We start from the raw sequence: 12306 nt of genomic DNA, 5'->3' as shown, positions 1-12306 counted from the left end.
CTTACTTGGCTTTGTTCAAGCGCTCAATCAGCTTGGCGGTAATATCGTGATCCGCATCCGCGTGGAACACTGACTGAGCATTGATGATCATGCCAATTTTTTCCTCTTCAATCAGCTTTTCCAATACCGGGCGAACCTTGGGCGTCAATTGCTGTTGCACACGCTGCAGCACCTGCTGCTGCTCGGCCTGCATTTTCTTGGTCGCCAGCTCATAATCGGCGCGCAAGTATTCGATTTTCTTGCGGTGTTCAGCCAATTTGTCCTCTGACCAGGTCATGCCGTCTTTCTCGGCAGTTTCCTGCAGGGCTTTGATGTCGGCGACCAGGCTCTCTACCTTGGCGCGCAAGGCGGTAAATTCGGCGTTTTTCTGCAGATCTTCAACGCTTTTCTTGGCCACGTCAGTGCCCAGCATAGCGGCCTGCATATCCAGAGTAACAATTTTCTCTGCAGCCATGGCTCCAGAACTTACAGCGGCAAAGGTGGCGGCCAGCAGGATCTTCTTAACAATATTCACTACCTATTCCTCTTTCATTATCGTGTATTAAACCGTCTGGCTAACCGAAACCAATTAAAAGGTACGGCCCAGAGAGAAGTTGAAGCCCTTCTCGTCATCAAACTCGTTTTTCTGTAAGGCCTCGGAAACGGAGAAGGTCATGGGCCCGAAGGTGGAAATCCACGTCAAACCCAGTCCGGCCGCGATGCTCATACGATCGAGGGCGAAATCATAACAGTTAACTTGGGTAGAACTACAGCTTGTATCGAAAACATTACCCGCATCGATGAAAAATGCCGCCTGGAAGGAGCGCTGATCTTCAATAAAGGGCAGCGGGAAGATGACTTCCATGCTGGTTTCCACCAGGAAATTGCCGCCGAACGAGCGGCTCTGGTCAGTCACCTGCTGTTGCAGAGTGGTCATCAGCTCGCCGGGGCGACAGCTCACCTGAAAGGGGTTGTAACCGCCGAGCTCTGGATCTTCGCACAGGATGCCATAGGGGGCAGATTGCTCGCCTTCATCTTTTTCCCCATCGCCATCGAGGTCATCCCAGATAAGCGCTGGACGGAAGGCTCCCTCGGGGTAAGTACCACGGGGGCCGAGGCTGTTGCGCTCAAAACCGCGCACCGAGCCAAAGCCACCGGCGTAGTAGTGCTCGAAAAAGGGCAGCTCTTCGGTTTTACCGTAGGAGTCGGCCCAACCCAGGCTGGTTCGCAGGCGCAGGGTCAAGTGGCGAGTCAGCGGCTGGAAAATTTGCGCATCGTAGGTCAGCTTGTAGTACTCCAGATCCCCACCTGGCAGCGCCACCTCTACCCCCAAGCGCTGAGAGGCGCCGCGGGTAGCGAGAATACCGCGGTTGAGCGTGGACTTGGCCCAGGCGGCATTGGCGACAAAATCATGAAACTCAGTGCCGTGCACATCGAGAAAGCCGGGCTCACCACGAATACCGTTTACGTCATTTTCCAGACTCGGAATCGGCGAGGGATCATAGGGCACGGTAGGATAGTCGTTCCCTGTAGCATCCTGCTCCCGAATCTCGAGGTACTCGCTCTGAGTGATATAACCCGCGTTGGCCGGATACAGCGGCGTATTGATGATTTCGCGCACCGAATACTGGCTCGGTTTGACCTCGAGGTTGCGAAAGCCTACATCAAAGCTCAGGCGCTCCACGTCCGAAATGGGGTAGCCAAAACTCACGTTACCGCCAAAGATATCCGTACTGTAACCGGCAACGTTGATACGAGCATAGTCACTGCTTTGGTAATAGACGCTAAAGCCCCGGCTCACGCCATCGGGGGTAAAATACGGGTCGTTATAGGTAAAGTTGTAGGCGGTTTGATAGCGCGAATGGCTGGCAGAGATGCCCACCTGCTTACCGGTACCAAACCAGTTGTTCTGCTGGATATTGCCCGACAGCAGCAGACCCGAGTATTCGGCATAGCCGACCTGCAGGCCCATACTGCCTGAGGGCTGCTCTTCCACGGTAAAGTCCACGTCAACTTGGTCGGCCACGCCTGGCACTTCAACGGTGTCTACGGTGACTTCCTTAAAGAAACCCAAACGCTCCAAACGCACCTTGGAGTGCTCGATTTGCGCGGTGGATGCCGCACCACCTTCCATCTGCCGCATCTCCCGGCGCAAGACATTGTCCTTGGTACTGGTGTTGCCGCGGAAATTGATGCGCCGGACGTAAGCCCGTTTTTTCGGATCGATAAAGAAGGTCACTTTAACCGTTTTGTCTTCGTCGTCGCGCTCGGGGATGCCCTCGACCTCAGCAAAGGTATAACCTTCGTTACCCAGCCGGTTGGTGATGTATTCCGAGGAAGTGGTCATCAGTGTTTGCGAGAAGGTCTGCCCCTCGCGCATCAAAATCAGACGGCGAATAAAGCGCTCATCAATGGCCGGATCACCGGCGAGGCTCACCTCGCTGACGGTATAAACGTCGCCTTCCGTGACGTTCAAGGTGATAAAGACCTTGGATTTGTCCGGGCTCAGAGATACCTGGGTAGAATCAAGACTGAACGCCAGATAACCCCGGTCGAGGTAGTAGGATTCGACGCGCTCGATATCGCCTGTCAGTTTTTCGCGGTTGTATTTGTCATCGCCAGTGATCCAGGAGAACCAGCCAGTGGTCTGCAGCTCAAACAGATCAAGCAGCTCTTCGTTGTCAAAAGCCTTGTTACCGACAATATTGATTTTTTTAATCCGGGCGGTTTCACCTTCATCGATGGTCACCAGCACTTTGACCTGGTTGCGCGGCAAGTCTTCAATCTCGATATCCACCGACGCCCCGTAACGCCCCTGGCCGATGTATTCGCGCTCCAGCGCCTGGCTGATCATGTTCAACGTGGCGCTCTGGTAAATCTGACCTTCGGACAAACCGTTGTCGGTCAAACTTTCCATCAACTGCTCGGTTTTGATGACTTTATTGCCTTCAATAACGATCTCGTTAATGGCGGGACGCTCTTTAATGATCAACACCAGCACATCGCCATCGCGGCCAATGGAAACATCGGTGAACAAGCCGACTTTAAACAATTCGCGAGTGGCTTTTTGAATATCGAGATCGGTCAGGGTGTCGCCCACCCGAATCGGCAGAGCGCTGAAGACAGTACCGGCGGAAACCCGTTGCAGGCCTTCTACTCGGATGTCATTGACCCGGAAGGTTTGCGCGTGAACGGCCAGAGACAAAGAAACGGCAAAAACCAGGCCGAACAGTCGCGAGAAAACTTGCATCATATAATTCGTTCTATTTTTGGATTATCGAGTTTGCACAAACACAACGCCCACCTGCCACCAGGTCCTCCTGGCAGCGCTGCTTTTCCTTCAGGGTTAGAGCCTCATGATGTCGTTGTAGAGTGCCAGTACCGTCAGGCCTACCACCATCATCAATCCAAGCTGGTAGCCCACCACCTGCACTTTTTCTGATACCGGCTTGCCCTTGACCAACTCGGCGAGGTAGTACATTAAATGACCACCATCCAGCACGGGGATGGGCAGTAGATTAAAGACCCCCAGCATCACACTTAGCGCCGCCAGAAACCGCAAAAAGCTGCGCCAGCCGTTCTCGGCTTCAGAACCCGCAACCTTAGCAATGGTGATGGCTCCGCTCAAGTTCTTTGTGGAAATTTCCCCAAAAATCAGCTTCTTAACTGACAACAGAACAAAGGCAGAAGTTTCCCATGTGCGGTCCACAGCCGCGACAAACCCCGAAACCGGGGAATAACTCCACTGGCGTATCAGCTCTTCGGGCCACTCATAGGCGGCGAAACCCATACCCACCCGGCCAAAGGGCTCGTCCTCACCGAGGATTCGCTCCGGGGTAATGGCAAGCTCGCGGCGCTCGCCTCCGCGCTCCACCACCAGGTTAATGCTGGTCCCAGGTCGCGGTTTCACGTAATCAATCCATTGCTGAGCGCTGCTAATCGGCTGACCATCGGCCTCGACAATCACATCGCCAGACTGTAGCCCGGCGCGCTCTGCCGGGCTGCCGGCCACAACCTCACCGGCGATGGGCGGCAACTCCGGAATATAAGGTCTGACGCCCAGCCCCTGCAACGGGTCGGGATCGCCCACGCCGCGCAGCCAGCCGTCGAGCTCAACCTCAGACTGGTAACGCAGGCTCGAATTCGGGTAGCTTACGGTAAAGGTGAGCGGGCCACTCTCACCCAGGCGTCGCAACAATTGCTTCTGCACTGCCTGCCAGGAGGGCGTGCTCACGCCGTCGACGGCAAGAATTTCCTGGCGCGGCTCAAGGTTGGCAGCCGCGGCCACCGAGCCCGGCTCTACCTTACCTATAATGGGGGCCAGCCCCCGCTCGCCACTCACGGCAAACAGCAACCAGAAAATCAACACCGCCAGAATCAGGTTGGCGAGGGGCCCCGCAAGTACCACGGCGATCCGCTTGCCGACGCTCTTGCGATTAAACGCCCGGTCCAGCTCGTCCTCCGCCACGGTCCCCTCGCGCTCGTCCAGCATTTTTACATAGCCCCCGAGGGGGATGGCCGAGAGCGCAAACTCCGTACCCTGCTTGTCCCGCCAGCTAGTCAACACCTTGCCAAAGCCAATGGAGAAACGCAGAACCTTCACACCACAGCGGCGGGCCACATAGAAGTGACCAAACTCGTGCACGGTCACCAGCACGAGAATCGCCACAAAAAACCAAAAGACCATTTGCAATATGTTCACAGGTACCTCAAGTACGGCAGCCGAGCCTGGCAATAAGGCGCTGCGCTTCGCGCCTGGCCTCTGCGTCGGCGTGTTGGACAACGGCTAAATCGCGCGGTTCAGTGAAGTCTACCCGCTCCAGGACTTTGGAGATCACCCGCGGGATATCGGTAAAACTCAGCTGTTGCGCCAGAAAAGCCGCCACGGCCTCTTCGTTGGCGGCATTCAGCGCAGCCGGCGCCGTCTGCCCCTGCTGTGCGGCCTGCATGGCCAAGGCCAAGCAGGGGAAGCGAGACAGATCCGGCGCCTCAAAATCCAAGCGAGCACTGGCGACCAGGTCCAGCCGCTCCACCCCCGACTGCAACCGCTCAGGCAATCCGAGCGCGTGGGCGATGGGCGTTCGCATATCCGGGTTGCCCAGCTGAGCGAGCACCGAGCCATCTACATACTCCACCAGCGAATGAATGACGCTCTGCGGGTGAATCAGCACCTCAAGCTCATCGGGTCGGGCGTTGAAGAGCCAGCAGGCCTCGATAAACTCCAGCCCCTTATTCATCATACTTGCGGAGTCTACTGAAATTTTCGGCCCCATACTCCAATTGGGGTGGGCACAGGCCTCGGCCGGAGTCACATCCGCCAGGGACTCGGAAGAATGGTTGCGAAAGGGACCACCCGAGGCTGTAAGAATAATTTTGCGGACGCCGAGAGCGGTCAGATCCAGACCCGCGGCCAGGGGAGCCGCCAGGGGCAGGCACTGAAAAATGGCGTTGTGCTCACTGTCAATGGGCAGAATTCCGGCGCCCGCGCGCCGTGCTGTTTGCATAAACAAGCCGCCAGCCATAACCAGCACCTCCTTGTTCGCCAGCAACACCCGCTTGCCCGCCTCCACCGCGGCAAAAGTTGGCAGCAATCCCGCTGCGCCGACAATGGCAGCCATCACCACATCCACCTCGGTGCCACCAGCCACTTCCAAAAGCGCTTCACTGCCACTTAAGACCTCAACCTTTGAGCCAGCCTCGGCCAGACGCTCGCGCAGCTTCTGCGCACTCACCTGATCAACCATCACCGCGTAGCGCGGTTGGTGCTCAAGGCACTGCTCGGCGAGCGGCTCCCAGCGGCTGCTGGCGCTCAGCGCATAGAGCTCAAATCGATCCCGATGGCGGCTCAGCACATCCAGCGTACTGACACCGATGGAGCCGGTCGAGCCGAGAATCGTCACCCGCTGCATGAGAGAATTATCCAAAGGAAATATCAAGCGCAATCAGCGCCAGTGCGAACACTGGCGCAGCAGCTGTCAGACTGTCCACACGGTCCAACACCCCGCCGTGGCCCGGCAGCAAGGCGCTGCTGTCTTTGATGCCGCGCTCGCGCTTGAGCATGCTTTCCAGCAAGTCCCCGAGCACCGACACCAGAGAGGTCGGCACCACCAGCGCTATGACCGCCAACAGGGTATTATTGGTCAGCAACCATAGCAGCCCGGAAAGCAACAGATTGGCGCAGACACCGCCGGCAAAGCCCTCCCAGGTTTTACCTGGGCTGACCTTGGGAGCCAACTTATGGCGGCCAAAGCGCCGACCCACGAAATAGCCTCCGATATCTGCACTGGCGACCACCAACACAATCAGCAACACGAGCCAGGCCCCGAACTCATGGGCGCGCACATAGCTGAACGCCGCCCAGGTGGGCACGAGGACGAAAAAACCCATAAGCGCACGCAGGGCGCGGCGCCCCCAGAGCAGCGCGCTGCTGGGGTAGCCCTGCACCCACAAAAGCGCCAACGCCCACCAAGTGCAACCCACCATCAGAACATTCTGATAACGCTGCTGGCTCGCCCCGGCCGCGCCGTCCAAGGGTAGGAGCCCCACGTAGGCCGCCACCAGAGCGATACTCACAGCCAGAGCCAGTACATAGGCAATGCGCGAGTAGGTTTTTTCAAAACCACTGAGGTTCGCCCACTCCCAGGCACTGATGAGCACAATGGTTGCCACAAAAGCGGAAAACAGCGCAACCGGCAGAAAAAAGAGAACTGAGAGAAAGACGGCGGCCAGAATCAGGGCCGTTACCACCCGTTGTCTAAGCATGAGAACTCCCGCCCTGCCCCAGTGATGGCTCAGCACACTGCTCGGCGGTGCGGCCAAAACGCCGCTGGCGCTGATAGAAATTATCGGCAGCAGCCTTGAGCATATCGCCATTAAAATCAGGCCAGAGCGCGGGAGAAAAGTACAGCTCGGCGTAAGCCGCCTGCCAGAGCACAAAGTTACTGATACGGTGTTCGCCACCGGTGCGAATCAGCAGGTCAAGCTCGGGCAAACCCGCCAAAGAGGTGTACTCGGCAAAGCGGTGCTCGTCAATCTCGCTGGCCTGCAGATGACCACTGGCCACCGCTTCGGCCAGCCGCGCTGCAGCCTGGGCAATGTCCCAACGGCCGCCGTAATCCGCCGCAATCACCAGTGTTGTCTTTGCCTCGGGCACGTTGGTGAGCTGTTCGGCGGCAACAATGGCGCTGTTCAAGGCTTTGCTAAAGCGCTCGCGACTGCCGACCACTTTTAACCGCACACCGCGCTTTTTCAACAGGCGGGCTTCCTTTTTCAGGTACACCTGAAACAGCGACATCAGGGCGTCCACCTCGCGAGCTGGACGCTTCCAATTCTCACTGCTAAAGGCAAACAGCGTCAGTACCTCGACACCGAGTTCCTGACACGCCGCCATCACATCCCGGATGCGCTCGACACCTTCGCGATGACCGGCAATGCCAGACAAGCTCCGCTGCTTAGCCCAGCGGTTGTTGCCGTCCATAATGATGGCAATATGACGTAACAAGCTGTCAGTCACTCAAAGCTCCTGGGCAAAAAACAAGCCCATTGGTGGTCCCGTACTCTCACTTGTCAGCACAGGGAGCGAGCCCGGGCACTTGGGCAGCTCCCGCAACGACTGAAAAACGCACAGGCTTTTTATCGTCTTATACGCCGGCCTTTACGGCCGGCAGACCGTTATACGGTCATCAGCTCTTCTTCTTTCTGGCTCAGAACCTTGTCCACCTCAGCCACGTACTTGTCAGTAATTTTCTGCACATCGTCCTGTGCACGGCGCTCTTCATCCTCTGAGATTTCCTTATCTTTGAGTAAGGCCTTTACATCGGACAGTACATCGCGGCGAACGTTGCGAATCGCCACCCGACCATTCTCGGCTTCGGCTTTCGCCTGCTTAATGTAGCCTTTGCGGGTCTCTTCGGTCAGCGCCGGCAGGGGGATGCGGATGTTGTCACCAGATGTTGACGGGTTGAGCCCCAGATCGGACTTCATAATAGCTTTTTCGATATCCGGCACCAGTTGCTTTTCCCAGGGCTTGATAGACAGTGTGCGCGCGTCCTCGACCATAACGTTGGCCACTTGCGACAGGGGCGTGTCGGTCCCGTAGTAAGACACCGTAATACCATCGAGCAGACTAGGGTGAGCGCGCCCGGTGCGAATTTTATTCATGTTATTGCCCATCGCCTGCAGGGCTTTTTTCATTCTCTCTTCGGCGTCTTTTTTCAGATCATTCAGCATGGGGACTACCCTCCTCAATCAAAGTGCCTTCGTTGCTGCCCACCACGATGTTCAGCAAAGCACCGCTTTTGTTCATACGAAACACCCTAACCGGCATCTCGTGCTCACGGCATAAACAAATAGCCGTTAAATCCATCACACCCAGCTTTTCCTCCAGCACCTTGTCATAGGTCAGACGCTCGTACTTGGTGGCATCAGCCACCTTCATCGGATCGGCCGTATAGACACCGTCCACCTTTGTTGCCTTCAGGACGATATCCGCCTCGACCTCAATACCGCGCAGACAGGCGGCCGAGTCGGTGGTAAAAAACGGATTGCCAGTGCCTGCAGCAAAAATCACCACTTCGCCGGCATTCAGGCACCGTATGGCATGGCGACGGTCGTAGTGTTCGACGATCCCACTCATGGGAATGGCCGACATCACACGGGAAGAAATATTGGAGCGCTCAAGGGCATCGCGCATGGCCAGCGCGTTCATCACGGTCGCCAGCATACCCATGTGGTCCCCGGTAACCCGATCCAGGCCCGCCGCGTTCAGGGCGGCCCCCCGAAAGAGATTGCCGCCCCCAATCACAAGACCCACTTGCACGCCAATGCCCACCAGCTGGCCAATCTCCAGCGCCATTTTGTCCAGCACCTTGGGATCGATTCCAAAGCCCTCAGCCCCCATGAGCTCTTCACCGCTGAGTTTTAGCAGGATACGCTTGTATTTCTTGTCTCGGGAATTGGGCATGGCGGGTCTCCTGCAGGGCTGGGGCTAAAACGGGGGGCAGTTTACAACAAAAGGAGGCCGGATGGGTATCCGGCCTCCTTTTTTGGGGTGCCCGGCACTGATTGCCGGAGCGCGGGGTACAAACCCCGGGGATTTAGCCTTTGGAAGCAGCCACCTGGGCGGCGACTTCGGCAGCAAAATCCGTTTCTTCTTTCTCGATGCCCTCGCCCACTTCAAAGCGGGTGAAGCTCTCGACAGAGGCGCCAGCGTCTTTCGCCAGTTTGCCAACGGTCACTTCCGGGTTTTTCACAAACGGTTGCTCAATCAAGCTGCCCTCTTTGAGGAACTTGTTGATCCGCCCACCCATCATCTTTTCAACGATTTCGGCGGGCTTGCCTTCCATGTCGGGCTGAGCGCGGATGATTTCTTTTTCCTTCTCAACCACATCGGCCGGCATATCTTCGGGCTTGACCACTTGAGGGTTAACCGCGGCGATGTGCATGGCGATATCGCGAGCCAACTCGGCGCTACCACCGCTGAGCTGCACCGCTGAGGCGATACGGTTGTTGGAGTGAACATAAACGTCAACCAGACCACCCTCAATCAGGGCAACACGACGCACGCCAATGTTCTCGCCTATTTTTTGCACCAGCGCTTCGCGGGCTGATTCCAGCTCACCGGCCATCAAGGCCGCCACGTCCTGCTGCTTGTCGGCAAAAGCCTTCTCGACGACAGTGTTTACGAAGCCGAGGAAACCCTCGTCACGCGCCACAAAATCAGTTTCGCTGTTAACTTCAACGATAACGGCATAACTGTTGTCGTCAGCCACTTTGGCACTGACAACACCATCGGCGGCGGTACGGCCAGCTTTTTTGGAGGCTTTCAGGCCACTGGCCTTGCGCAGGTTTTCAATGGCCTGATCGATATCGCCATCGACTTCCGCCAGTGCCTTTTTACATTCCATCATGCCAAGGCCGGTGCGTTCGCGCAGTTCTTTTACCAGTGAAGCAGAGATAGCTGCCATTTATCTGTCCTCTCGATTTTCCAGATGTCTATTGAAAAAAGGGGCAAACCGGTAGGCCCACCCCTTTTGTGTCGCACTTTACTGCTTAAAAGTTACAAGCTCGCGGCATTACTCCGCAGCAGCTTCACCGTCAGCGGCGACATACTCGTCTTTGTTCGGTACGGCTTGCGCTTGAGCGGCGCCTTCGGCGCAGGCGTCGGCGATGGCGGTCACGTACAGACGAACGGCGCGGATAGCGTCATCGTTACCAGGGATAACATAGTCGATGCCATCGGGGTCGGAGTTGGTATCCACCACACCAATCACAGGCACGCCCAGCTTATTGGCTTCCTGTACAGCGATACGCTCGTGGTCCACATCGACAACGAACAGCGCGTCAGGAAGACCACCCATGTCCTTGATACCACCGATGGAGCGCTCAAGCTTCTCCATATCACGGGTGCGCATCAGAGCTTCTTTTTTGGTCAGCTTGGCGAAAGTACCGTCCTGAGACTGGGCTTCCAGCTCGCGGTAGCGGCGGATTGAAGCACGGATGGTCTTGTAGTTGGTGAGCATGCCGCCCAACCAGCGGTGACTAACGTAGGGCATACCCACACGATCGGCTTGCTCTTTAACAATTTTCTGAGCCGCACGCTTGGTGCCTACGAACAGAATTTTCTTTTTCTGGGAGGCCATTTGCTTGACCAGCTCCAGAGTTTCATTGAACGCCGGTACCGTGTGCTCAAGGTTGATAATATGAATCTTGTTGCGAGCACCAAAGATGTAGCGACCCATCTTTGGGTTCCAGTAGCGGGTTTGGTGACCAAAATGGACACCGGCTTGCAGCATATCGCGCATGCTTACAGTAGGCATAGTGTGTTCCTGTGTATCGGGTTAGGCCTCCATATACCCCACCAGCCAACCCTTGCGGGCACCCAGACTGAGCGTGTCGGTATATGTGTGACGTTTAAGTAAATACCCTGCCAGGGCCAGCCAAAAAACGGACCACTTGCGCAGGAGGCGCGCTTTATACCACATCAAGAGCTCGAGTGAAAGCCCGGCACACTCCAGAAGGGCAAACAACCCTTTACCCGCAAGGCGCGCGCCCCTAAGATAACCGCCATAACGACATGCCATGACTACCCCACAGAGGCCCACTATGAAAGAAACCTGGCGCTGGTTCGGCCCCAAGGATACCGTCACCCTGTCCAACATCCGCCAGGCGGGTGCCACGGGGATCGTCACCTCACTGCATCACATTCCCACCGGCGAGGTATGGCCTCTCGAGGAGATTCGTGCCAGAAAAGCCGAGATCGAGGCCGCGGGCCTGGAGTGGAGCGTGATTGAGAGCATTCCCCTGCACAACGACATCAAGACCCGCACCGGCGACTATCAGCGCCACATCGCCAACTACCAGCAATCGCTGCGAAACGTAGCCGAAGCCGGCGTTTACGATGTCTGCTACAACTTTATGCCGGTGGTGGACTGGACCCGCACCAATCTGTCTTACACCCTGCCCAACCACTCTCAGGCCCTGCGCTTTGAGATGAGCGACTTTGCCGCCTACGACGTTTACATCCTGCAGCGCGACGGCGCCGAACAAGATTACCAGCCCGAGGTACTCGAGCGTGCTCGAGCACGGCTGGAAGCCATGAGTGCGCAGGAAAAAGAGCTGTTGGAGAAAAACATCATTGCCGGCCTACCCGGCGGTGAGGGCAGCTACGACAGAGAGGGTATACGCGCCGCCATTGCCGAGTTTATCGCCCTGGGCGATGAGGGCATGCGCGCCAACCTCTTTGCCTTTTTGCGCGAGGTGGTACCCGTAGCCGAGGAGGTGGGTGTGCGCCTTGCCATTCACCCGGACGATCCGCCGTTTTCCCTGTTTGGCCTGCCCCGGGTGGTCTCCACGCAAGATGACGCCCGCGCTCTGCTGGCCGCCGCCAAAAGCCCCGCCAATGGACTGACCCTCTGCGCCGGCTCCTACGGCGCACGAGGCGACAACGATCTGGTGAGCATGGTGCACGAGTTTGGCGACAACATCTATTTTGTCCACCTGCGCAACATCAAGCGCGAGGCCGATGGCTCTTTTTACGAGTCCGATCACCTGGACGGCGACAACGATATGGTGGGGCTGATTGACGCACTGCTCAGCGAGGAGCGCCGCCGCAAGAGCTCTGGCAGCAGCCTGCCCCCCATCGCCATGCGTCCGGACCACGGCCACCTGATGGGCGATGAAATCGGCAAGGCCGGTATCAACCCTGGTTATTCCTACGCCGGACGCATGCGCGGACTGGCGGAGCTGCGCGGCGTGATCCATACACTTGAGGCCCTGGCGCAGCGTGCTTGACGCCCGCCAAACAGCGGCCGGGCTGTAGTCCCGGCC

General features: G+C 57.2%; 12 protein-coding genes. 1 reads left to right on the top strand and 11 read right to left on the bottom strand.

Features of this window, described 5'->3' with window-relative positions:
* Nucleotide 1: 1 nt before the first annotated feature.
* The 11 genes from QWI16_RS08670 to QWI16_RS08620 all read right to left on the bottom strand — a co-directional run bounded on the left by QWI16_RS08670 (nucleotide 2) and on the right by QWI16_RS08620 (nucleotide 11060).
* Nucleotides 2-514 carry an OmpH/Skp family outer membrane protein gene (locus QWI16_RS08670; RefSeq protein ID WP_302712409.1) on the bottom strand — a complete coding sequence of 171 codons (513 nt, stop codon included), beginning with the start codon at nucleotides 512-514 and terminating at the stop codon, nucleotides 2-4.
* 54 nt (nucleotides 515-568) lie between these two features.
* Entirely contained in the window at nucleotides 569-3232 is a 2664-nt protein-coding gene (gene bamA / locus QWI16_RS08665) for an outer membrane protein assembly factor BamA (RefSeq protein WP_302712408.1), read from the bottom strand.
* Nucleotides 3233-3325: 93 nt separating this feature from the next.
* Nucleotides 3326-4681 (bottom strand): RIP metalloprotease RseP, encoded by a 1356-nt coding sequence (rseP, locus tag QWI16_RS08660; RefSeq protein ID WP_302712407.1) that lies wholly within the window; start codon nucleotides 4679-4681, stop codon nucleotides 3326-3328.
* Nucleotides 4682-4688: 7 nt separating this feature from the next.
* Nucleotides 4689-5888 carry a 1-deoxy-D-xylulose-5-phosphate reductoisomerase gene (gene ispC, locus QWI16_RS08655; protein ID WP_302713161.1) on the bottom strand — a complete coding sequence of 400 codons (1200 nt, stop codon included), beginning with the start codon at nucleotides 5886-5888 and terminating at the stop codon, nucleotides 4689-4691.
* A gap of 7 nt (nucleotides 5889-5895) precedes the next feature.
* A complete protein-coding gene (locus QWI16_RS08650) occupies nucleotides 5896-6741 on the bottom strand; it encodes a phosphatidate cytidylyltransferase (protein WP_302712406.1) in 846 nt (281 codons plus the stop codon).
* The gene (gene uppS, locus QWI16_RS08645; RefSeq protein ID WP_302712405.1) at nucleotides 6734-7492 is read right to left on the bottom strand and encodes a polyprenyl diphosphate synthase; all 759 of its coding nucleotides are present in this window, start codon (nucleotides 7490-7492) and stop codon (nucleotides 6734-6736) included. Before uppS ends, QWI16_RS08650 begins: the two co-directional genes overlap by 8 nt.
* A gap of 158 nt (nucleotides 7493-7650) precedes the next feature.
* A complete protein-coding gene (frr, locus tag QWI16_RS08640) occupies nucleotides 7651-8208 on the bottom strand; it encodes a ribosome recycling factor (RefSeq protein ID WP_302712404.1) in 558 nt (185 codons plus the stop codon).
* The gene (pyrH, locus tag QWI16_RS08635; RefSeq protein ID WP_302712403.1) at nucleotides 8198-8941 is read right to left on the bottom strand and encodes a UMP kinase; all 744 of its coding nucleotides are present in this window, start codon (nucleotides 8939-8941) and stop codon (nucleotides 8198-8200) included. The genes frr and pyrH overlap by 11 nt, the downstream gene beginning before the upstream one ends.
* A gap of 133 nt (nucleotides 8942-9074) precedes the next feature.
* Nucleotides 9075-9944, bottom strand: a complete 870-nt coding sequence (gene tsf, locus QWI16_RS08630; protein WP_302712402.1) for a translation elongation factor Ts — start codon at nucleotides 9942-9944, stop codon at nucleotides 9075-9077.
* A gap of 108 nt (nucleotides 9945-10052) precedes the next feature.
* Nucleotides 10053-10796, bottom strand: a complete 744-nt coding sequence (gene rpsB, locus QWI16_RS08625) for a 30S ribosomal protein S2 (protein ID WP_302712401.1) — start codon at nucleotides 10794-10796, stop codon at nucleotides 10053-10055.
* A 21-nt stretch (nucleotides 10797-10817) separates the two neighbouring features.
* Nucleotides 10818-11060 (bottom strand): hypothetical protein, encoded by a 243-nt coding sequence (locus QWI16_RS08620; RefSeq protein WP_302712400.1) that lies wholly within the window; start codon nucleotides 11058-11060, stop codon nucleotides 10818-10820.
* 22 nt (nucleotides 11061-11082) lie between these two features.
* Between QWI16_RS08620 and uxuA the strand changes: the two genes are divergently transcribed.
* Entirely contained in the window at nucleotides 11083-12270 is a 1188-nt protein-coding gene (gene uxuA, locus QWI16_RS08615) for a mannonate dehydratase (protein WP_302712399.1), read from the top strand.
* Nucleotides 12271-12306: the final 36 nt, after the last annotated feature.

The sequence above is a fragment of the Gilvimarinus algae genome (genome assembly GCF_030518215.1).
In the GTDB taxonomy this organism is placed as follows: domain Bacteria; phylum Pseudomonadota; class Gammaproteobacteria; order Pseudomonadales; family Cellvibrionaceae; genus Gilvimarinus; species Gilvimarinus algae.
Note: the sequence above shows the minus strand (reverse complement) of the source record. Positions and strands in the feature narration are given on the sequence as shown.